At 61.9% G+C, this 20,044-nt stretch carries 20 protein-coding genes and 1 pseudogene; 10 read left to right on the forward strand and 11 right to left on the reverse strand.

From position 1 onward, the window contains the following. The first annotated feature begins 265 nt into the window (after positions 1–265). Entirely contained in the window at positions 266–1,543 is a 1,278-nt protein-coding gene (locus TK06_RS22095; RefSeq protein WP_063323826.1) for a sensor histidine kinase, read from the forward strand. 7 nt (positions 1,544–1,550) lie between these two features. Here the strand turns inward: TK06_RS22095 and TK06_RS22100 are convergent, their stop codons facing one another. Genes TK06_RS22100 through TK06_RS22110 form a run of 3 tightly spaced genes read right to left on the reverse strand, consistent with a single transcriptional unit; the run spans position 1,551 to position 5,104 of the window. Next, positions 1,551–3,185 (reverse strand): GMC family oxidoreductase, encoded by a 1,635-nt coding sequence (locus TK06_RS22100; protein ID WP_063323827.1) that lies wholly within the window; start codon positions 3,183–3,185, stop codon positions 1,551–1,553. Continuing rightward, the gene (locus tag TK06_RS22105; RefSeq protein WP_063323828.1) at positions 3,182–3,730 is read right to left on the reverse strand and encodes a sugar dehydrogenase complex small subunit; all 549 of its coding nucleotides are present in this window, start codon (positions 3,728–3,730) and stop codon (positions 3,182–3,184) included. The genes TK06_RS22100 and TK06_RS22105 overlap by 4 nt, the downstream gene beginning before the upstream one ends. Positions 3,731–3,733: 3 nt before the next feature. Beyond that, positions 3,734–5,104, reverse strand: coding sequence for a cytochrome c (locus tag TK06_RS22110; protein WP_063325199.1), 1,371 nt, complete (start codon positions 5,102–5,104; stop codon positions 3,734–3,736). A gap of 513 nt (positions 5,105–5,617) precedes the next feature. Between TK06_RS22110 and TK06_RS33595 the strand changes: the two are divergent. Then, a pseudogene (locus TK06_RS33595) lies at positions 5,618–6,400 on the forward strand (MCP four helix bundle domain-containing protein); the annotation flags it as partial. Next, on the forward strand, positions 6,395–7,258 hold the full coding sequence (locus tag TK06_RS33600) for a methyl-accepting chemotaxis protein (RefSeq protein ID WP_409077389.1): 864 nt from the start codon (positions 6,395–6,397) through the stop codon (positions 7,256–7,258). The pseudogene TK06_RS33595 and the gene TK06_RS33600, both read left to right, overlap by 6 nt. 53 nt (positions 7,259–7,311) lie before the next feature. Here TK06_RS33600 and TK06_RS22120 read toward each other — a convergent pair whose 3' ends face one another. Continuing rightward, positions 7,312–7,572, reverse strand: a complete 261-nt coding sequence (locus TK06_RS22120; protein ID WP_063323829.1) for an accessory factor UbiK family protein — start codon at positions 7,570–7,572, stop codon at positions 7,312–7,314. Between the two features lie 413 nt (positions 7,573–7,985). On the opposite strand from TK06_RS22120, the gene glnK reads away from it, so the two are divergent. The 4 genes from glnK (at position 7,986) to sutA (ending at position 10,762) form a co-directional block, all read left to right on the forward strand. Next, positions 7,986–8,324 carry a P-II family nitrogen regulator gene (glnK, locus tag TK06_RS22125; RefSeq protein ID WP_002555808.1) on the forward strand — a complete coding sequence of 113 codons (339 nt, stop codon included), beginning with the start codon at positions 7,986–7,988 and terminating at the stop codon, positions 8,322–8,324. A gap of 33 nt (positions 8,325–8,357) precedes the next feature. After that, positions 8,358–9,692 carry an ammonium transporter gene (locus tag TK06_RS22130; RefSeq protein WP_063323830.1) on the forward strand — a complete coding sequence of 445 codons (1,335 nt, stop codon included), beginning with the start codon at positions 8,358–8,360 and terminating at the stop codon, positions 9,690–9,692. A 218-nt stretch (positions 9,693–9,910) separates the two neighbouring features. Next, positions 9,911–10,336, forward strand: a complete 426-nt coding sequence (locus TK06_RS22135) for a secondary thiamine-phosphate synthase enzyme YjbQ (RefSeq protein WP_014340828.1) — start codon at positions 9,911–9,913, stop codon at positions 10,334–10,336. A gap of 102 nt (positions 10,337–10,438) precedes the next feature. Next, complete coding sequence (gene sutA, locus TK06_RS22140; RefSeq protein WP_003206813.1) at positions 10,439–10,762, forward strand: transcriptional regulator SutA; 324 nt, start codon at positions 10,439–10,441, stop codon at positions 10,760–10,762. 207 nt (positions 10,763–10,969) lie between these two features. On the opposite strand, the gene TK06_RS22145 is transcribed toward sutA, so the two are convergent. Genes TK06_RS22145 through lptM form a run of 6 tightly spaced genes read right to left on the reverse strand, consistent with a single transcriptional unit; the run spans position 10,970 to position 15,574 of the window. Continuing rightward, positions 10,970–11,674: an HAD family hydrolase gene (locus tag TK06_RS22145; protein WP_063323831.1), complete on the reverse strand. Its 705-nt coding sequence runs from the start codon at positions 11,672–11,674 to the stop codon at positions 10,970–10,972. Continuing rightward, the gene (xerC, locus tag TK06_RS22150; RefSeq protein ID WP_063323832.1) at positions 11,671–12,570 is read right to left on the reverse strand and encodes a tyrosine recombinase XerC; all 900 of its coding nucleotides are present in this window, start codon (positions 12,568–12,570) and stop codon (positions 11,671–11,673) included. The genes TK06_RS22145 and xerC overlap by 4 nt, the downstream gene beginning before the upstream one ends. A gap of 2 nt (positions 12,571–12,572) precedes the next feature. After that, positions 12,573–13,295 carry a DUF484 family protein gene (locus TK06_RS22155; protein ID WP_063323833.1) on the reverse strand — a complete coding sequence of 241 codons (723 nt, stop codon included), beginning with the start codon at positions 13,293–13,295 and terminating at the stop codon, positions 12,573–12,575. A 13-nt stretch (positions 13,296–13,308) separates the two neighbouring features. Continuing rightward, positions 13,309–14,139: a diaminopimelate epimerase gene (dapF, locus tag TK06_RS22160; protein ID WP_063323834.1), complete on the reverse strand. Its 831-nt coding sequence runs from the start codon at positions 14,137–14,139 to the stop codon at positions 13,309–13,311. Positions 14,140–14,143: 4 nt separating this feature from the next. Continuing rightward, on the reverse strand, positions 14,144–15,391 hold the full coding sequence (lysA, locus tag TK06_RS22165) for a diaminopimelate decarboxylase (RefSeq protein ID WP_063323835.1): 1,248 nt from the start codon (positions 15,389–15,391) through the stop codon (positions 14,144–14,146). A 9-nt stretch (positions 15,392–15,400) separates the two neighbouring features. Then, positions 15,401–15,574, reverse strand: coding sequence for an LPS translocon maturation chaperone LptM (lptM, locus tag TK06_RS31115; protein WP_013694543.1), 174 nt, complete (start codon positions 15,572–15,574; stop codon positions 15,401–15,403). 185 nt (positions 15,575–15,759) lie between these two features. Between lptM and cyaY the strand changes: the two genes are divergently transcribed. The 3 genes from cyaY to rnk all read left to right on the forward strand — a co-directional run bounded on the left by cyaY (position 15,760) and on the right by rnk (position 17,026). After that, positions 15,760–16,092, forward strand: a complete 333-nt coding sequence (gene cyaY / locus TK06_RS22170; protein WP_003206795.1) for an iron donor protein CyaY — start codon at positions 15,760–15,762, stop codon at positions 16,090–16,092. Positions 16,093–16,096: 4 nt separating this feature from the next. After that, positions 16,097–16,315: a DUF1289 domain-containing protein gene (locus tag TK06_RS31125; RefSeq protein ID WP_086936694.1), complete on the forward strand. Its 219-nt coding sequence runs from the start codon at positions 16,097–16,099 to the stop codon at positions 16,313–16,315. Between the two features lie 300 nt (positions 16,316–16,615). Then, on the forward strand, positions 16,616–17,026 hold the full coding sequence (gene rnk, locus TK06_RS22175) for a nucleoside diphosphate kinase regulator (RefSeq protein ID WP_014340819.1): 411 nt from the start codon (positions 16,616–16,618) through the stop codon (positions 17,024–17,026). 7 nt (positions 17,027–17,033) lie between these two features. On the opposite strand, the gene TK06_RS22180 is transcribed toward rnk, so the two are convergent. Then, positions 17,034–19,877: a class I adenylate cyclase gene (locus TK06_RS22180; RefSeq protein ID WP_063323836.1), complete on the reverse strand. Its 2,844-nt coding sequence runs from the start codon at positions 19,875–19,877 to the stop codon at positions 17,034–17,036. Positions 19,878–20,044 lie beyond the last annotated feature (167 nt).

Consider the following 20,044-nt stretch of genomic DNA (forward strand, 5'->3'; position numbering starts at 1 on the left):
GAATCATTCCTTGAGTGAATAGGGCGCCGCGTCCTGCGGCTCTGGAAGGTTAGTCGTGGGGATGAGCTTGGGCGCGGCAATTGAAGGGGGAAAATTTGGCAGGATGTTTCGACAGCGAGTGACGGCCGAGGGCGACAAGTGCGGTGCGGTAGCGCATATCACCGTCTCGCCTGTCCACGCAAAATGCCTGGGAAGGGCCCTCTGCTAGACTCCGATTTGCCCAGTCGGCACTTGGCGGTATCAACGGCACAACGAGGAAGTGGCCATGAACGATTTGCTGGCTCTGTTAACCGACAAGCGCTTCATGCCCCACGGGCATTGCTACATGTGGCGTCCGGATCTGCTGTGGACGAATGTGATCGCCGATAGCTTGATCGCCCTGTCCTACGTCACCATCCCCTTCACGCTCCTGTACTTTATCCACAAGCGCAAGGACGTGCCGTTCGACTGGATGCTCGCGGCCTTTGGCGTGTTTATCCTGGCCTGCGGGACCAGCCATGTGATGGAGATCCTGACCATCTGGCAGCCTTATTACTGGTTGATGGCGCTGGTCAAGGTCATCACTGCGATTGCCTCGGTGATTACCGCCATCCTGCTGGTCCGGCTGGTACCGGCGGCCCTGAAGATCCCCAGCCCGCAGCAATTGGCCAAGGTCAACGACGAGTTGCGCGAGGCCCAGGCCGAACTGGTCACCACCGCCCGCCGCGCCGGCATGGCGGAGATCGCCACCAATGTGCTGCACAACGTTGGCAATGTGCTCAACAGCGTCAATGTGTCAGCCCAGGTCCTGTACGAGAAGGTGCACACCTCCAAGGGGCCCGGGGTGGCCAAGGTTGTCCAGTTGATGAAGGAGCATCCCGACGACCTCGGCGACTTCATCAGCAGCGACCCGAAAGGACGCGCGCTACCGGACTATCTCGACAAGCTGGCCGACGCGTTGGCCGTCGAGCAGCAGGGCATGATCGCCGAGTTGGCGCAGTTGACCCGCCGCATCGACCACATCAAGGAAATCGTCGCCACCCAGCAATCCTACGCCGGCAACGCCAGCGTGCTGGAGCCGGGCTCGTTGCGTGAGCTGGTCGAGGATGTCGTGCGCATTTGCGATGTGTCCCTGGCCCGTCACCACATCACGCTGATCAAGGAGTTCAGCGATATACCGCAAATGCCACTGGACAAGCACCGCGTGCTGCAGATCCTGGTCAATCTGATCAACAACGCCAAGCAGGCGCTGGACGCCGGTGTGAACCGGCCACCGCAGATCATCCTGCGCCTGAAGGTCGTTGACGATGGGCGCGTGCGGGTCGAGGTCCAGGACAATGGCGAGGGGATTGCGCAGGACAATCTTGCGCGGGTGTTCGAGCACGGCTTCACCACGCGTGTCGACGGTCACGGCTTTGGTTTGCACAGCTGTATTCTGGCGGCGCACGAGATGGGCGGCGATCTGACGGCGCAGAGCGCGGGGCCGGGCCAGGGCGCGCTCTTTATCCTGGAGCTGCCGCTGGCACTGACCCCGGCTCCCTCTCAGCGGGTGGCGGGCGGTTGAGCTGGCCCTACACCTCCCTCAGCAATTGATCGGCGATACGAATGCTCAGTGCGGCCCCAGTCAACGTGGGGTTCACGCAGGACGATGACGGCATCACGCTGGTCCCGGCGATAAACAGGTTGGCGTGGTCGTGGCTACGGCAGTCGCGGTCGACCACCGAGTTCTTCGGATCGTCGCCCATGATGGTGGTGCCCATGATGTGCTGACGGTTCTGGAAGTTGACGTCGGTGCTGAGGATGTCGGCGTCGAGCAGGTGGGCGAACTGCTTGAGGTCCTCCAAGGCCTTTTCCTTGCCCGCGTGCCAGTAGTCGGGAACGCTGTAGTAGATTTCCGGTACCGGCAGGCCTATCGCGTCGAAGCGAGTCTTGCTCGGGGTGACGCGGTTTTCCGGCAACGGCAGGGTCTCGAAGTCCACCGCCCAGTTCAAGGAACGTGCCGACTGCAGGCGGATCTGTTCGTCGAGCTTGGAGCCCAGCACGCCCTTGGCGATCAGGTTGGTGGTGATCTGCGAGGTGGGCACCGTGTTGCGGACCTTGATCTTGTAGCTCGGGTAGTCCTTGCGGAACGCGCCGTCGCGGCTGTTCAGGTAGACCAGCAACTGGGTCGGACCCTCGCCGGGCCACATGTCCTCCTTGGTCATCACGTTCATGCTCACGCCGGTGTGGTCCATCAGGTTGCGACCGACCTGATCGGAAGTATTGGCGATGCCGTTGGGGTATTTCTCGGACGTGGACATCAGCAACAGCTTCGGCGATTCGATGCCATAGGCCGCCAGCACGAAGTACCGGGCGGTCAGGCGATGTTGGCTCTTGTCGGGGCGCATGTACCAGATCGCGGTGATCTTGCTGTCATCGCCGGCCTCGATCCGGTACACCACCGAATTGTCCAGAACCTTGGCGCCATGGCGCTCGGCCTCGTCGATATGCATCGAACCGTCGTACTTGGCGGCAATCGGGCAGACCGGGTTGCAGTTGTTGTTGCCCGCGCACGGTGGGCGTTTGCCATAGGGGCGGGTGGCGCGACCATTGGGTTCGAGGATCGGGTTGTAGCCGCCCTTGCTCAACAGGCTCGAGAGGCGCTTGAACATGTAGCTGGGCTTCAGGCCTTCCATCGGGTAGGGGATCGAGCGCGGTGGATAAGCCGCGCCACCCTGGCCGCTTTCATCCTGGCCGTCGACCCCGGACACACCCAGCTCGGTCTCGGCGCGGGCGTAGAAGGGTTCCAATTCGTCATAGCTGATCGGCCAGTCACGCCCGCGTCCGTAGAGGGAGTTGAGGCGGAAGTCGTTGGGCAGCATGCGCCACAGCGAGGAACCGAAGTGCCAAGTGGTGCCGCCGACCACCCGCAGGTAGGAGGTGTTGTACTTCACCGGGCCGACCTGCTGCAGGTAGTCGCCATAGGTGGAGGGCGCATGGGGCAGGCTCGGATAGGGCGAGCCGGCACCCTGCAGCTTGGCGTTGGCCAGCGAGAGCTTGACCGGCGCGTTGCGGAAGGTCTCGACGATGTCGCGGCGGTTCACCCGTGGGCCCGCTTCGAGGACGATCACGGATTTGTTCGCCTTGGCCAGCTCGCTGGCAATCAAGCCACCCATCACGCCGGAACCGATGACGACCACATCGGCGTCATAAACAACGCTGCTCATAGTTTGAAATCCTGCGTGTCGGCTGGCTTGGCGCCCCAGGATTCGGGGCCGCCACCGTAGGTTGGAATGATGAGAATGCCGTGGGTCGGGCGATACATCAGCGCTTCGCGGTAGCTGATCAGTTCGGCATCGGCGAGCTCGCCGACGATGCCCAAGTACCAGGCCGAGATGATGCTGGTGGCCGTCGCTTTCAACGATGGGTCCGGGTTGGCCTGGGCCAGGTATTCATCCACATGCTTGAAGCCCTGCCCGTCGACCAGTTGCTTGAGGGCGCCGACATTGCCGCTGAAGTTCGGTGCGCGCCGGCTCAGGGCGCGGTAGTAGCGCGCCGCCAGGACCGGGTTGACCGGACGGCTGACAAGGAATTGCGACAGGGCGATAAAGTCCTGGTCGCCCTCGGCCATCACCGATTGCCAGGGGGCGAGCCCTCCGGCCAGGGCCACCAGGCCCAGGGTGACTGACCCGCGCAGCAGGCTACGGCGGGACAGTCGGGCGGTAGGGATGGATGAAACGGGCATGTGGGTGTCGGTCATTGAAGTTTCCATTGCTCAGGCCTCCTGCAGCCGGCGACGAGCCTTGAGTCTGTAAAGCCCCAGGATGATCAGCAGGCCGAGCACAACCAGTGCCGGTACGCTGTAGCGTGCCAGCACGGCGATGGGGGCCTTGGGTCCACCTTCGCGTACCTGTGCCACATCGGCGGCAGTCACGTTCAAGCCGGCGTTGCCGTAGCGGGACAGGACGTAGTTGCTGACGTCGGCGATCTGCTGGTCGTCGAGGCGATCGGTGAACAGCGCGCCGGGACCGAAGGCCGGCATGTCGATTGCCACGCCGTCGACTTCGCGATGCACGCCGTAGACGATGGTCGCGATCAGGTTGTCGCGGCGGCTGGTCGCGGTGTTGTGGAACAGTGACGGATACTCACGGGTGCCCTCGCCGTTGGCCTGGTGACAGTTGGCACAGGTGCCGCTGAAGATGTGCCAGCCCGGATTGTCCTGCGGCTTGCCGCCGCGCAGGTTGAGTTCGTCGTTCGAGGCCTGGCCGAAGGTATGGCGGGCCTGGCGTTCGCCGGTGGCGATTGGCTGGGTCTGCAGCAAGTAGGCGGCGATGGCCTTGAGGTCCTCCTCGCCGAGGTACTGCAGGCTGTGCTCGACCGCCTCGGCCATGGGCCCGGCAGCCTGCGCCTTGCCCTCCACATGACCGCTGCGCAGGTAGGCAACGAGCTCATCGCTCGACCAGGCGCCGATACCGCTGGTCTTGTCCGAGGTGATGTTCGGGGCGTACCAGGCCCCCAGCGAACCACCGGAAAGCGCCTTGGCGTTATCCGCCGCCATCAGGACATTGCGTGGGGTATGGCAGGTGTCGCAATGGGCCAGTGCGTTGACCAGGTAGTCGCCGCGATTGACCTGCGCGGACTTGCCCGGATCCGCCTCGAAGCGTTTCTGGCGATGGAACAAGGCGTTCCAGCCGAGCATCGAGGCGCGGATATTGAACGGAAAGTCGAGCTCGGTCTTGGGGCTGGGCGTATCCACCGGCTCGACTTCATCCATGAAGTACTGGTACAGGGCGGCGACGTCACTGTCGGTCATCTTTGCGTAGGAGGTGTAGGGCATTGCCGGGTACAGGTGGGTGCCGTCCGGGGTCACACCGTCGCGCACGGCGCGGGCGAAGTCTGCCTGAGTGTATTGGCCGATGCCGGCACTCCTGGAAGGGGTGATGTTGGTTGAGTAGATGGTGCCCATCGGCGAGTTGAGTGGGTAACCGCCGGCAAAGGGCTTGCCACCGACGGTGCTATGGCAGGCCACGCAATCGGCGGCCACCGCCAGTCGCTTGCCGGGCGAAGCGCTGGTGTCGAGTGTCTCGCCGTGGGTCGCCAGGCTGATCGTCATCAGGGCCAGGCCGCCCGCGAGCATATTCCTCATGGACTTCACCTTGCCCACGCCGGGCAATGGCTGGTCCCTCCTCTGCGGATACATGTGTCACTCCTCATGGGTTTCGACGCGTGGCCTTTGGCTCGGTTCGTAAAAATTGCACGGTTGTACGATGTCTTGCGTTGCGACAAAGATTTCACATGGTGTAACATTTTGCAACGTTTATGGCTAATGGCTACTATCCGTTTGTTTTTATTTAATGGCTCTAGTACGCGCATTTCAGAAAATCATTAGCAAAATAATCGTCAACGAAGAAGGCCAGAAAGAAAGGAAATTGCTTCATCCAGATTGAGGGTGAACAGAGAGGTGCGGTTTACATTTTTGTAATGTTGTACGACGTCATAACGAAAAAACCATCAAGCGGTACGCCAACGATGCCCTGTCGGCAGACGAGCCCGAGCAGCGATGGAATCAGGACACAGGCCCTTGACCTGGCGTTACGCGGGGCAGGGAAATGCACACATGACCGGGCTGCTGGACCAGCACCCCCATGAGGATCCACCGATGAACTGGCTCAACGACGCAAAACTATCGACCAAATTGATCACCTCGTTTTTCCTCTGCGCCCTGATAACGCTCGCCGTGGGCCTGCTTGGCGTCAGTGGGGTTTCCGCGCTGTCGACACGTTTGCAGGGAGTGTTCAACAACAACCTGGTCTCGGTCGCCAATACGTCGCAGACCAAGACCAAGGCGGTCGGCCAGACGCGTGACATGTATCGGTTGTATGTCGCTACCGCCGGCAATGCTCCGCAGAGCATGAAGGATGAGTTCCTCGCTTCGATGAAAGCCAATCAGTTGGCCAGCGAAAAGGCTTTCGCCGATTACCGCAAGGGCAATCTGGCTGAAGACGAGCGCATCGCCGGCGACCAGATGGCCCGCGATTGGCCGGTCTACCAGGCCATGGTGCAGCAGTACCTGGCAATGATGGCGGCTGGCGACCTGGAGAATGGCCGCACCCTGCTGCTGGGGGATTTGCAGAAGGCGTATCGCAAGGTGATGGACCAGTTGACCATCATGATCGACTCCAATGACCGTCAGATCAGCGAAGACGCCAAGGCCGCCACGCAGCAGGAGGTGACGGCCAAGACCGTGTTGTACAGCGGCATCGTCGTGGCGTTTATCGCCGCACTCCTGTTGGGTATGTTTATCAGTCGCCTGATCAGTCGACCGATTGCGGTGGCGGTCGATTGCGCACAACGCATCGCCCAGGGCGACCTCACTCAGCACATCACCAGCAACAGTCGCGACGAGGCCGGCCAGTTGCTCAAGGCCCTGGGCGACATGCAGACGAGTTTGAAGACCACCATCCAGCAGATTGCCAGCGCTTCGGACCAATTGGCTTCCGCCGCCGAGGAGCTGACGGCGGTCACCGATGATGGCAGTCGTGCCTTGATCCGACAGAATGATGAAATCCAGCAGGCCGCCACGGCCGTGACCGAGATGACTTCCGCAGTCGAGGAAGTGGCCCGCAACGCGGTCTCCACTTCACAGGCTTCGCAATCGACCAGCTCACAAGCCAGCGAGGGGCGTGATCAGGCCCGTAGCGCGGTGCAGGCGATCAACACCGCAACCCAGGAAATCACCTCGTCCACTGGGCTGGTCAAGGATCTTGCCGTGCAGGTGCGCGATATTGGCAAGGTGCTGGATGTGATCCGCGGGATCGCTGAACAGACTAACCTGTTGGCGCTCAACGCGGCCATCGAGGCGGCACGCGCCGGGGAACAGGGTCGCGGTTTTGCTGTGGTGGCCGATGAGGTTCGCGCCCTGGCAGCCCGCACCCAGGCGTCAACCGGTGAAATCGAGAGCATGATCCACGCGGTACAGGACCGTGCCGACAGTGCGGTTGATGCGATGGGCAAGAGCCAGGCGTTGGTGACCGAGACCCAGGACCTGGCCCGGGCCACTGGCGAGGCGCTGGAGCAGATCGCCGATAATATTTCGCAGATCAATGACCGTAACCTGGTGATTGCCACGGCGTCCGAGGAGCAGGCCCATGTGGCCCGCGAGGTCGATCGCAACCTGGTGAATATCCAGGATCTCTCGACCCAGACTGCGGCCGGGGCGAACCAGACCAATGCTTCGAGCCAGGAGCTGTCCAACCTGGCCCTGTCATTCAATAGCCTGGTTGGCCGTTTCCGTCTCTGATCCTTCAGGTTGAATACGCCTGGGCTACCGGGCGTATGTCGCAGGCGCGCTGCTTATTCCTGGGCCGGAACCAGTCGCGCTTCCAGCTCAGCGACCTTGGCCTCCAGGCTTTCCAGCCGCGCTCGGGTCCGGGCCAGCACGACCATCTGGCTGTCGAATTCTTCCCGGCTTACCAGGTCCAGTTTGCTGAAGCCGCTTTGCAGCAGGGCCTTGAACTGGCTTTCGATTTCGCTTTTTGGCAGGGGGGTGTCACCACTCAAGAGGCGGGAGGCGTGGCCGCTCAGGGCGTCGAGGAGGTCTTTGGGCGCAAGCATGGCAGGTGTCCTGAAAACAATGGCGGGCAGTGTATCACGCAGTGTCTATAGTCAATTCGCAAGCCAGGGATGCACGCTTTTCGCGCATGGACCTGGGCATTGCTGCACTGTTGTTGTGCGTATCGCTGCGGTTCATGGCGCAACGCACGTCGAGCAGGTGGCCAAGAGACTGAAATCAGAGGGTTTGATGCAGATGGCAAGGTTTCTGCTTAGAGGCTGATGACCCATGCACTGATGCAGTCGCTGTGACGAATGCAGTGCAGCAGGCGAAACGGGGAGTTTCGCCAGGATCGGTTAACTGGCACCTGTCGGGCAACTTGGGCCGACGACGCGTTACAAAGCCAGGCACTGCGCTTAGACTTGAGTCGGGTTTGTTTTCCTGGGGCAAGTCCACCAATTCGGGAGAAAGTTTCATGAAGCTAGTCACTGCCATCATCAAGCCGTTCAAGTTGGACGACGTGCGCGAGTCGTTGTCCGAGATCGGCGTGCAGGGCATTACCGTTACTGAGGTCAAAGGCTTCGGTCGGCAGAAGGGTCACACCGAGCTGTATCGCGGCGCGGAGTACGTGGTCGATTTCCTGCCCAAGGTGAAGATCGATGTCGCCATTGACGACAAGGATCTGGACCGGGTGATCGAGGCAATCACCAAGGCCGCCAACACCGGTAAGATCGGTGACGGGAAGATCTTTGTGGTCAATCTGGAACAGGCTATCCGCATCCGTACCGGCGAAACCGATACCGACGCTATCTAAGCCGCCAAACCCAACGCCCCAGGAGAAAACAATATGACTCTGCGTAAATTCGCAGGGCTAGGAGCCCTGTTGTCCTTCGCAATGCCTGGCCTGGCCATGGCAGAAGAAGCGGCAGCCCCAGTCCTGAACTCCGGCGACACCGCCTGGATGCTCACGGCAACGATTCTTGTACTGTTCATGACCATTCCCGGCCTGGCGCTGTTCTACGGCGGCATGGTTCGGTCGAAAAACCTTCTTTCCGTGATGATGCAGTGTTTTGCCATTACCGGTCTGATCAGCATCCTGTGGGTCATCTACGGCTACAGCATTGCGTTCGACACCACCGGCATGGAGCAGGGCGTCGTCAACTTCAATTCCTTCATCGGCGGTTTCGGCAAAGCCTTCTTGGCGGGCGTCACACCTGCCAGCCTGACCGGCCCGGCGGCGCTGTTCCCTGAAGCGGTGTTCATCACCTTCCAGATGACCTTCGCCATCATCACCCCGGCCCTGATCGTCGGCGCATTTGCCGAGCGGATGAAGTTCTCCGCCATGCTGATCTTCATGGGCGTGTGGTTCACCCTGGTGTATGCACCGATTGCCCACATGGTCTGGTCCGGTAACGGCGGCCTGCTGTGGGACTGGGGCGTACTGGACTTCGCTGGCGGCACCGTAGTGCATATCAACGCCGGTATCGCAGGCCTGGTGGCGTGCCTGGTGTTGGGCAAGCGCAAAGGCTTCCCGACCACGCCAATGGCGCCGCACAACTTGGGTTACACCTTGATGGGCGCGGCCATGCTGTGGGTCGGCTGGTTCGGCTTCAACGCCGGTTCCGCTGTCGCCGCCAACGGCACCGCCGGCATGGCGATGCTGGTGACCCAGATCGCGACCGCTGCGGCGGCGCTGGGCTGGATGTTTGCCGAGTGGATCACCCACGGCAAGCCAAGCGCACTGGGCATCGCCTCGGGCGTTGTGGCAGGCCTGGTTGCCATCACCCCGGCTGCCGGCACCGTGGGCCCGATGGGCGCCCTGGTGATCGGCCTGGCAGCGGGCGTGGTGTGCTTCTTCTGCGCCACTACCCTCAAGCGTAAACTCGGCTACGACGATTCCCTGGACGCCTTCGGCGTGCATGGCATCGGCGGTATCCTCGGCGCGATCCTGACCGGTGTGTTCGCGGCACCGGCCCTGGGTGGCTTCGGCACCGTGACCGATATCGGTGCGCAAGTGTGGATTCAATTCAAGGGTGTGGGTTTCACGGTGGTCTACACCGCGATCGTCACCTTCATCATCCTCAAGGTCCTGGACGCCGTCATGGGTCTGCGTGTCACCGAGGAAGAAGAAGCGGTGGGCCTGGACCTGGCCCAGCACAACGAACGTGGCTACAATCTGTAAGCTCACGCACACGCAATAAAAAATGCCCGGTTCGCCGGGCATTTTTTTGTCTGGAATTTGTCATTGCTCAGAGGACGCCCCGGTTTTTCCGACGCCTTTTGTTGTGGATGCGACATGGGTTTTTATACCGCCAAAGGCTTACACCGAAGCAAGAATATTAGGCCCTTTGTTTTTTCCCAGAGCGCGCTAGAATGCGCGCCGAACGTGCGGAGATCTGTATGTGGCAACAGACGCTGATAACCCTGCGGGCAAGGCCTCGGGGCTTTCATCTGGTGACGGACGAGTTGCTTGCCGGCCTGCCTGAACTCCAGGCGTGTCGTGTCGGTCTGTTGCATCTGTGGCTGCAGCATACCTCGGCTTCGTTGACCATCAACGAGAACGCCGATCCGGCGGTACGTCGAGACTTCGAACGATTTTTCAATCGGCTGATCCCACAAGGAACCGCCGATTATGAGCACAACGACGAAGGCCTGGACGACCTCCCGGCGCACTTCAAGGCCAGTGTGCTCGGTTGTCAACTCAGCCTGCCGGTCACGGCAGGGCGGCTGGCATTGGGTACCTGGCAAGGTGTTTATCTGGGCGAGCACCGTGATCACGGCGGTGCTCGTAAAGTCCTCGCCACCTTGTACGGTGAAGGGGCATAACCGCTGATTGCCGGCGGATGTTGAATTTTTTCTGGCAGCCTTCGAACAGATGGCGAAGCTGGGCTATAACTAATCTGCTTTTCGCAAGTCATGAGGTAGAACATGAGCGACGATGATCTGGAAAACGACGACCTCGAAGTAGGTGACGAAGACGAGACCGAAGAAGGCCTTGAAGCGGCGGCGGAAGACGTTGCCGACGACGATGGGGCCGATGTTCCGGTTCCTACCGCCAAAGGCAAGGCCAAGGCGGCCGTTTCGGTCGACGAGTTGCCGAGCGTAGAGGCCAAGAACAAGGAGCGTGATGCGCTCGCCAAGGCCATGGAGGAATTCCTGGCCAGGGGCGGTAAGGTGCAGGAGGTGGAGGCCAACGTGGTCGCTGATCCGCCCAAGAAGCCTGACAACAAGTACGGCAGCCGCCCTATCTGAGTATCGGCTTCATTGCTTGCTGAAAAAGCCCGCCGTCGCTGCGGGCTTTTTCATGGACGCGATTCCATTCCCAGGCCAGGCACAATCCCTGTGGGAGCGAGCTTGCTCGCGATAGCGGTGGGTCTGTTGGCATTGATGTTGGATGTACCGCCGTCATCGCGAGCAAGCTCGCTCCCACAGAGGGCTTTGGCGGCTGTGAGGCAGGGTTCAGCGCTGGCGATGCCACCCTGCCAATAACCCTGGCAGTTCGGTCAGGCTACGAATCTCCGCATCCGGCGCATGGTCGGCCTCCCAGGCCTTGCCCGTCGGGTTGAACCACACCGCACGCAGGCCGGCCTGTTGGGCGCCAGCGATGTCATCGCCGGGGTGATCGCCAATGTGCACGGCGGTCTGCGCCGTCGCGCCGCCGCGCAGCAAGGCCTCGTGGAACAGTCGGGCGTCAGGCTTGGCGATGCCGATGTCTTCAGCACACAAGGCGAACTTGAAATAGTCCGCCAGCCCCAGGCGGCGCACATCGGCGTTGCCATTGGTGACCACACCGAGGGCGAAATGATTGGCCAGGATCTCCAGGGTGGGCTGCACCTCGGGGAAAATCTCCAGCTGATGACGGGCGTGCAAGAACGTCTCGAAGGCCTGGTCTGCCAGCTCAGAGGCTTGCCACTGGTCGTAGCCGGCTTCCTGCAGGGCGCGAAACAGCACCCGTCGGCGCAGGGCGCTGATGCGGTGCTTCAGCCCAGGCTCCTCGCGCAGCACTTGTTCGCGAATCGAAAAAAGATGCTCCACCGGCACGCCGCCCAGATTCGGCGCGTTGTCGGTCAGCCATTGGCGGAGTATGGCTTCGGCGCTGGCGATCACCGGCGCGGTGTCCCACAGGGTGTCGTCCAGATCGAAAGTGATGAGTTCGATAGTCATGATTCGTCACCCTTGGTGCGTTTGGCCCTGGGGTGGGCACTGTCATAGACCGTCGCCAGGTGCTGGAAATCCAGGTGGGTGTAGATCTGGGTGGTCTTGATGTCCGAGTGCCCCAATAGCTCTTGAACGGCGCGCAGGTCCTGGGAGGACTCCAGCAAATGGCTGGCGAAGGAGTGCCGGAGCATGTGCGGGTGCAGGTTCTGTCCCAGCTCCCGTTCGCCGGCAGCCTTGACCCGCAATTGAATGGCCCGCGGGCCAAGGCGCCGCCCCTGTTGGCTGACGAAGACCGCGTCGTCGGCGGGGTTGGACAGCGCCCGCAGCGGCAGCCATTGCTCCAGGGCTTCACGGGCCTTGCGGCCGACGGGCAGCAGGCGGGTCTTGCTGCCTTTGCCGAGCACCTGGACCATTCCATCGGCCAGGTCCAGTTGATCCAAGTTAAGCCCTGTCAGCTCTGAAAGTCGCAGGCCGGAAGAATAGAACAGCTCGAGCATCGCCTGGTCGCGCCGTGCGAGGAAGTCATCCTCGACGGCGCCTTCGAGCAGTTGCAGGGCGCGGTCGGTGTCGAGGGTCTTTGGCAGCCGGCGCTCGCCTTTGGGCGGTGCCAGCCCGGTGGCCGGGTCGTGATCGCACAGGCCTTCGCGATTGAGGTAGTGATACAGGCCGCGTACCGCTGACAACAGGCGTGCCAGGCTGCGAGAGGACTGCCCCTGTTGATGCAGGCGGGCGATCAGGCTGCGCAAGCGCTGGATGTCCAGGGCCGCCCAGCTGCCGATGTTCTGCTTCTGGCACCAGCCCAGCACTTTTTCCAGGTCGCGGCGATAGGCCGACAACGTGTGAGGCGACACTTGGCGCTCACTGCGCAGGTGTTCGCAGTAGGCGTCCAGTTGCCGTTCCATCCTCAGCGTACCGAGCGCAGCGAACCGGCGACCCGCGGCAGCACCCGGCCGGTGACTTCTGCGATGTAGCTCAAAAACAGCGTGCCCACCGAGCTCTTGTAGTGCTGCGGATCGCGACTGGCGATGGCCAGCACGCCGTGCACGCCCTGATGGGCGATGGCGACGACGGCGGTGGAGCCGATCTGCTTGCGTTGTTCTTCGCCGAACAGGAAGTCCAGCTCATGCTCGCGCAGGCTGCCGCTGACGCTTTTGTTTTCCGTGAGCAGGCCGCCGATGGCCGTCTGCGCTTCGGCATGGGTCACCCAGCGGCCCACCGGCATAGCGTTGTCGCCGAACAGGATCAGGCTGACAAAGGGCACCTGGAAATCCTGGCGCAGGCTGTCTTCGACGCTCATGACCAGGTCTTCGAGGGTGCTGGCGTCCATCAGGGCGAGGATCAGCCGACGGGTCTTGTCGAACAGTCGGTCGTTGTCCCGGGCTACATCCATCAGGTGCGAAAGACGATGGCGCATTTCGATGTTGCGCTCGCGCAGGATTTTCATCTGGTGCTCCACCAGCGACACGGTATCGCCGCGTCGGTGGGGGATGCGCATCGTCGCGAGCAGTTCTTCATGCGCGACGAAGAAGTCCGGGTTAGCCTCCAGGTAAGCCGCTACGGCCGCGGTTTCTGGCAGACTGGGGGATTCGTCGGGCTGTGGGGCTGGAACCTGTGGCTGGTCGGTCATGGGTTTGGCTCACTCAAAGACGAACTTGTCCTTCGTATACGCGCACTGCCGGGCCGGTCATCATCACCGGTTGGCCAGGGCCTGCCCATTCGATGGACAGGCGCCCGCCGGGCAGGTCGATCAACAATGGCGAATCCATCCACCCCTGGCTGATCGCAGCGACTGCGGCCGCACAGGCGCCGGTACCGCAGGCCTGGGTTTCCCCGGCACCGCGTTCCCAGACGCGCAATTGTGCGCGGTGACGGTCGATGACTTGCAGGAAACCGACGTTCACTCGCGCGGGGAAGCGCGGATGATGCTCGATTTTCGGCCCCAGCTCATGCACCGGAGCACTGTTGATATCGGCCACTCGCAGCACGGCATGGGGGTTGCCCATGGAAACCGCTGCCAGCTCCACCGTGGTGCCGTCGACTTCCACCTGATAGCTCAAGGCCTGGGCCGGTGCCTGGAATGGAATGTCCGCCGGTACCAGGCGCGGAGCGCCCATGTTGACGCCGATCTGGCCGTCGCTGCGCACATCCAGTTCGATGATGCCGCTTTTGGTCTCGACGCGGATCTGCCGCTTGGCGGTCAGGCGCTTGTCCAGCACGAAGCGGGCGAAGCAGCGCGCGCCATTGCCGCATTGCTCCACTTCCGAACCGTCGGCGTTGAAGATCCGATAACGGAAATCCACGTCCGGGTTATTGGGTGCCTCGACGATCAACAACTGGTCGAAACCGATACCGGTGTGCCGGTCCCCCCATTGCTTGGCGTGCTTGGGCAGGATGTGCGCGTGCTGGCTGACCAGGTCGAGGACCATGAAGTCATTGCCCAGGCCGTGCATCTTGGTAAAACGCAGCAGCATGGTTTTACTCCGGCAGCAGGCTTTCGCCGGCAAACAACTCGGCTACCGTCTCGCGGCGACGCACTTCGAATGCCTGATCACCGTCCACCAGCACCTCGGCGCAACGGCCGCGAGTGTTGTAGTTGGAACTCATGACAAACCCGTAGGCTCCAGCCGAATGCACGGCCAGCAGATCGCCTTCTTCCAGCGCCAGCTCCCGACCCTTGGCCAGGAAGTCGCCGGTTTCGCAGATCGGCCCGACGATGTCGTAGGGGCGGGCCGCAGTGTCGCGAGGGCGCACGGCAGTGACGTCCATCCAGGCCTGGTACAGCGCCGGGCGGATCAGGTCGTTCATCGCCGCGTCGACGATGGCGAAATCCTTGTGCTCAGTGTGCTTGAGGTACTCGACCTGGGTCAGCAGCACGCCGGCGTTGGCGACGATGTAGCGGCCCGGTTCGAACATCAGCGCCAGGTCACGCCCGTCGAGGCGCTCACGCACGGCCTTGATGTAGTCGGCCACCAGCGGCGGCTCTTCATCGCGATAGCGCACGCCGACACCGCCACCGAGGTCGATGTGGCGCAGGTAGATGCCGCAGTCGCCGAGGCGGTCGACCAGCGCCAGCAGGCGGTCGAGGGCATCGATGAACGGTTCGAGGGTGGTCAGTTGCGAGCCGATGTGGCAGTCGACGCCCAGCACTTCCAGGTTTGGCAGTTGGGCAGCGCGTACGTACACGTCTTCGGCGTCGGCAATGGCGATGCCGAACTTGTTTTCCTTCAGGCCGGTGGAAATGTACGGGTGGGTGCCGGCGTCGACGTCCGGGTTCACGCGCAGGGAGACCGGTGCGCGAACGCCCAGCTCGGCGGCGACAACCTGCAGGCGCTCCAGCTCGTCGGTGGATTCGATGTTGAAGCAGTGCACGCCGACTTCCAGGGCGCGGCGCATGTCTTCACGGGTCTTGCCGACGCCGGAGAAGACGATCTTGTCGGCGCTGCCGCCAGCGGCCAGCACACGTTCGAGCTCGCCACCGGAGACGATGTCGAAACCGGCGCCCAGGCGCGCCAGGACATTGAGCACACCCAGGTTGGAGTTGGCTTTTACAGCGAAACACACCAGGTGCGGCATGCCCACGAGGGCATCGGCGAATGTCCGGTACTGGGCTTCAATGTGAGCGCGGGAATAGACATAGGTCGGCGTGCCGAAACGTTCGGCGATCGCGGACAGGGCAACCCCTTCCGCGAACAGCTCCCCGCCACGGTAGTTAAAAGCGTCCATGGCGTTCCCTTAGTAAGTGGTGGTGTGGGTGTCGTGCGAGTGGGATTTGGCCTGGGACGACTTGGCCTGTTCTTCAGGGGACTTGCTGTCATCAGGCAGGTACAGCGGACCTTTTTGACCACAGGCTGTCACGAGGCAGGCAACCGCGACGAGCGCAGCAAGGGAAGAGATCAGGCGCTTCATGGCGAAATCCTTGAAAATGCTTTAATTGCGCCGGAGTATACCGGCCACCCGTCAGCTTGCCTATGCAACGGGGTGCCCGTCTGGCGGCGCTGGTGGTCGTCAGTGGGTATAACCTTTGCAATCGCCGGGAAGCGTCCGTATCTTGCGGCGCTTGAGCATGAGCAGACATTTTCGAGGTTGCCGCAATGAGTTTGACTGAAGCCCGTTTCCACGATCTGGTCGATGCGACCCAGCAAACGCTGGAGGATGTGTTCGATGACAGTGGCCTGGACATTGACCTGGAAGTCTCTGCCGGTGTACTCACCGTCAAGTTCGAAAACGGCAGTCAGTTGATTTTCAGTCGCCAGGAGCCGTTGCGGCAATTGTGGCTGGCGGCGGTGTCCGGGGGCTTTCACTTCGACTACGACGAAGAAAGCGAGCGCTGGATGTGCGACAAGAGCGAAGAGCAGTTGGGCGAGATGCTCGAGCGCATCGTCAAGCAGCAGGCGGGCGTGGAACTCGATTTCGAAGGGCTGTAACCGCGTGAACCAGGCAGCCCCGGCGCGGCCACCCAAGCCGCTCTACAGCAATGTCAGCCCCGCCGTTCCGTCGCCCTGCACCAGCGTGTGCAAGCTGGATGAAGAGAAGGTCTGTCTCGGCTGTTTCCGCCATGTGGAAGATATCCGCGAATGGCGCTCGGCCGACGATGAGCGCCGCCGGGTTATCTGTTCCGAGGCGGCTAAGCGCCAATCCCTGAGGTAACCATTGGCCTTGGAAGCTTTTGTGGCGAGGGAGCTTGCTCCCGCTCGGCTGCGCAGCAGTCGCAGGATTTTGGGGTCGCTTCGCAACCCAGCGGGAGCAAGCTCCCTCGCCACAGGGATTTGTTTGGCCCGGGGACATGGTTCACTGTCCATAGATAGGGCAGGTCCCGCCTGACTTGTTTATTTATTGAGCTGTGATAGTGTCCGGTTACGCCTCAATCCATCGAGGCCCGTGAAAACCCCGCCTTTTTGTGGCGGGGTTTTGCTTTTTTTGTGCAGAAGAAAGGAGTCTGCCAGGATCATGACCGCACCTTCCATCACCCTTACCCGTCTGGACGTACAGCGTCTGGAACGCCTGATCGACAGCCTTGATGAAACGCTGCCGGGTGTGATTGCGCTGCAAACCGAACTGGATCGCGCCGAGAACGTGGTGGGCCACGAAGAAGTGCCTGCCGATGTCGTGACCATGAACTCGCGCGTGCATTGTCGCGAAGAAAGCAGCGGCAAGGACTATCACCTCACGCTGGTTTATCCGCAGGACGCGAACGCCGACGAAGGCCGGATCTCGATCCTGGCGCCAGTGGGCAGTGCGTTGCTGGGCCTGAAGGTCGGCCAGCACATCGACTGGCCGGCCCCGGGTGGCAAGACGTTGAAGCTGACGCTGCTGGAGGTCGAGTCGCAGCCGGTCAATGGCGGCGACTGTGCGTTCTGAACCCGTCTCAGACCTGGTTCAGTGCCTCGTTCAGGGCGCGCTCCAGGTCGGCCTTGTAGCGCAGGTACAAATTGCTTGAACAGGCGCCGTCGCCCACCAGGCCCGAGAGGTCCAGGTCGGTGATGTAGCAGCGATAGCGCTGGGCTTCGCGGCGCTGTTCGACGATCTCCCTGGCGACCACGCGGAACAGTTGGTCGCCATGTTCCAGTTCGGAAAACTCCTGCTGATCGCAGTACAGGGTGACGTGCACCTGCCCGTGCGCCGCTTTGCCGATGATCGCCTGCACGTCATAGAACGGCTTGTTGACCAGCATCTGCGGGGCTTGCCGCGCTTCGATCCGTCGCGCCCTGCCGCTGCCTGAGGGCAATAACTGGTAGTACAGGGTTTCCAGGGTTAGCGGCTGGGCGGCATCCAGCGGCAGCAGGGCATCGCGACGATAAAGCACCGACTGCAAAAAGCGTTGTAGCGGCACCAGCAGGCTTTGTTCGTCGTGATAAGGCACGTGTTGTTGCCACAGTGCGTTGAACTCGTCGAGCACGTACAGATCGGCCTCGTCTTCGTCGACGCGGTAGAACACCTGGATGCACTCGGGCTGGCCCATGGGCAGGATCAGCGCCAGGTCATGGTCCTCCAGGGCCATCGGGTCCAGGTGCAAGGGGCTGTAGGTTGTCAGTTCCTCGCCCAGGTAATCCATCAGCGCCGACAGGCTGCCCAGCGCCACGTGATTGACCTGGCCGGGCACCAGCTCCAACACGTGGTAGTGCTGCTGGACCTGAAGCAGGTAGCGGTGATTGAGCCTGCTCAGCAGCAGGGTCTGCGCCGTGTCGATGACTTCTTCCACGCGCCGCGCAATGAATTGGGCGCGGTTGTGGCAGAAACAGCGCACCTGCAAGCGTGGCTGGTGCTGGGTGACGGGCAGGTCGTTGAGGTAATCGCGCAGGCAGTCGAGCAGGGCGTGTTCGCCGTCAAAACGGTTGACCAGCACCTCGTTCCAGCTGTTGAGCGTGACCTGGTCGAGGGTCAGCACCAGGTTCTCCCGGACCCCGGCATAGCTCAGGGAGTCGGTGCGCTCGGTGGTCATCAGGATATTCAGGTCGCGGTGGTGCTTGAGCGGGTCGACGCCTACGTTCACCAGGATCAACACTTCGCTGGGCACGCTGGCGCGCAGCAACTGTGCTTCATCCACGGTGGTCAAGGGCAGGGCGATGGACTGTTGCAGGCTGCCCAGCAGGTTGAACAGTTCGAACTCGCTCAGGTCGCTGTCGCCTGGGTGCAGCGCCAGGCGCGTGCTGCTGTCGATCACGCCGTTGCGATGGCACCAGGTCAGCAGTTCCAGCAACTCGCGGCAGCGCTTGATCGGCGCGAAATTCTCCCACTCCAGGGCGTTGAGGCTGCCGTTGTACAGCGCCCACTGGTTCTGCCCCGGTTCTTTCTTGTTGGGTGACTGGACCAGCGTCAGGGTGTCTTCGGCCAGGTCCGGCGCAATGCCGGGGTTGATGAACTCGACCTTGTCGGCCTTGCGTTCGAAGGCGGCATACAGCCGCCGGCCAAGCACGTTGAGATCGCGCTTGTTGATCAGGCTGACGGTTTTCTCGGTGCGGGCGAACTGGGTCAGGAAGCGGTAGCTGTGGGTGAGTTCGTTGACCAGGGCCCGTCGCTCGTGGCTGACCTGGCGGACTTTCCATTGGCTGCGGGCGTCCAGCAGCGCCAGTTGACGCTGGTCCCAGCCCCATTCCCGAGCCAGTCGTTCGAGCAGCACCCGTTGCCAGCCGTTGCTACGCATCTGGCCGGTGAGCTTGCGATTGACCTTCAGGTACAGCGCGCGGCGGATCAACTCCAGGCGTTCGGATTCGCCGCGGGCATTGAGGTATTCCTCGATGCGGCGATAGACCAGCATGTACGGATCCAGCTCTTCGAGGTCCAGGCGATTGGCAAATACGGCCTGTTTGAAGCGCAGGCTCAGGCAGCGAACATTCGGGTGTTCACTGGCATAGACCTCGGTCAGCAGCAGCTTGAGCACGGATTTGTAGGGCGACTCGATACCTTTGAACAACTGCCAGAGCCCGGCACCGACGAATTCGCCTGGCGGAATGTAGGCCAGGTGTCCCAGGTCCAGGGTTTCATCGGCGCGAATGAAACGCTTGGACATCAGCGTATGGGTGTATTGCTCATAGTTCTCTTCTTCATAGACCGGTACCAGCCACCAGATCGGCGTGCGCCCGGCCAGCCAGATCGCGGTGCGGTAGAACTCGTCCAGCAGCAGGTAATGCTGGGTGGTGCCGCAATCGTCGGAACTGAGCTGGTTGTCCCGCTCGCCCCGCACGAAACGCGCCGGGTCGATCAGGAAAAAGTGGGCTTCGGCGCCCTGGGTCGCCGCCCAGATCTCCAGCAACTGGCATTTCTTGCGCAGTTCGGCCAGTTCATCGTCGCTCAGGTCTGGCCCGTGGCACACCCAAACGTCCATGTCGCTCTGGTCGGCCTGGGCCAGGGTACCGAGGCTGCCCATCAGGAACAGGCCAAGGATCGGTCGTGGCGGGTTGCTGCCATGCCGGGGCTTGTAGGAAAACGAACGGGTCAGCCGCTGGGCTTCGGCAAGGATATTGGCGTCAGGCTCGTAGTTCGACAGCCCGGCAGGCGTGCTGCCGGAAACGTAGCCGGGCAGCAGTGGATGGTTGACGTGGAAGAACAGCGGCAGCAACGTCAGCACGCCTTGCTGGCGCGGCGACAGGCCTTCGAGGGCGCGCTCCATCCGCACGGTGTTGAGCTTGAGAAAACGTGCGCGCAACTGGTTCAAGACCTTGCGGTCGATTCCCTCGTCCAGATCAGGGCGTATTTCGTGATTGCGGGTCATGTCAGCTCAAACCGGCTCGCGGCGTCGAACGTGGGGTGATGGCAGGTTAGCGCCCGATCTTGGGAATTCTTAAGCTGAAAACAGAATTCGGATGCCGGTTTTTTACGCAGGGCACCCGTGCGCCTGCGGAAATCCCGTAAGGGAGATTTCCGTGGGCGACAGGGGGA

The organism is Pseudomonas fluorescens (genome assembly GCF_001623525.1).
In the GTDB taxonomy this organism is placed as follows: domain Bacteria; phylum Pseudomonadota; class Gammaproteobacteria; order Pseudomonadales; family Pseudomonadaceae; genus Aquipseudomonas; species Aquipseudomonas fluorescens_Q.

Coding starts and splice junctions, on each gene's coding strand:
- TK06_RS22155 (WP_063323833.1), bottom strand. CDS start 13,295: ATGACCGACCAGCCACAGGTTCCAGCCCCACAGCCCGACGAATCCCCC.
- TK06_RS22100 (WP_063323827.1), bottom strand. CDS start 3,185: ATGAGCAGCGTTGTTTATGACGCCGATGTGGTCGTCATCGGTTCCGGC.
- xerC (WP_063323832.1), bottom strand. CDS start 12,570: ATGGAACGGCAACTGGACGCCTACTGCGAACACCTGCGCAGTGAGCGC.
- TK06_RS22105 (WP_063323828.1), bottom strand. CDS start 3,730: ATGGAAACTTCAATGACCGACACCCACATGCCCGTTTCATCCATCCCT.
- TK06_RS22120 (WP_063323829.1), bottom strand. CDS start 7,572: ATGCTTGCGCCCAAAGACCTCCTCGACGCCCTGAGCGGCCACGCCTCC.
- lysA (WP_063323835.1), bottom strand. CDS start 15,391: ATGGACGCTTTTAACTACCGTGGCGGGGAGCTGTTCGCGGAAGGGGTT.
- TK06_RS22130 (WP_063323830.1), top strand. CDS start 8,358: ATGACTCTGCGTAAATTCGCAGGGCTAGGAGCCCTGTTGTCCTTCGCA.
- TK06_RS22095 (WP_063323826.1), top strand. CDS start 266: ATGAACGATTTGCTGGCTCTGTTAACCGACAAGCGCTTCATGCCCCAC.
- TK06_RS22110 (WP_063325199.1), bottom strand. CDS start 5,104: ATGAGGAATATGCTCGCGGGCGGCCTGGCCCTGATGACGATCAGCCTG.
- cyaY (WP_003206795.1), top strand. CDS start 15,760: ATGAGTTTGACTGAAGCCCGTTTCCACGATCTGGTCGATGCGACCCAG.
- lptM (WP_013694543.1), bottom strand. CDS start 15,574: ATGAAGCGCCTGATCTCTTCCCTTGCTGCGCTCGTCGCGGTTGCCTGC.
- rnk (WP_014340819.1), top strand. CDS start 16,616: ATGACCGCACCTTCCATCACCCTTACCCGTCTGGACGTACAGCGTCTG.
- dapF (WP_063323834.1), bottom strand. CDS start 14,139: ATGCTGCTGCGTTTTACCAAGATGCACGGCCTGGGCAATGACTTCATG.
- TK06_RS22135 (WP_014340828.1), top strand. CDS start 9,911: ATGTGGCAACAGACGCTGATAACCCTGCGGGCAAGGCCTCGGGGCTTT.
- TK06_RS22180 (WP_063323836.1), bottom strand. CDS start 19,877: ATGACCCGCAATCACGAAATACGCCCTGATCTGGACGAGGGAATCGAC.
- TK06_RS33600 (WP_409077389.1), top strand. CDS start 6,395: ATGCAGACGAGTTTGAAGACCACCATCCAGCAGATTGCCAGCGCTTCG.
- TK06_RS22145 (WP_063323831.1), bottom strand. CDS start 11,674: ATGACTATCGAACTCATCACTTTCGATCTGGACGACACCCTGTGGGAC.
- glnK (WP_002555808.1), top strand. CDS start 7,986: ATGAAGCTAGTCACTGCCATCATCAAGCCGTTCAAGTTGGACGACGTG.
- sutA (WP_003206813.1), top strand. CDS start 10,439: ATGAGCGACGATGATCTGGAAAACGACGACCTCGAAGTAGGTGACGAA.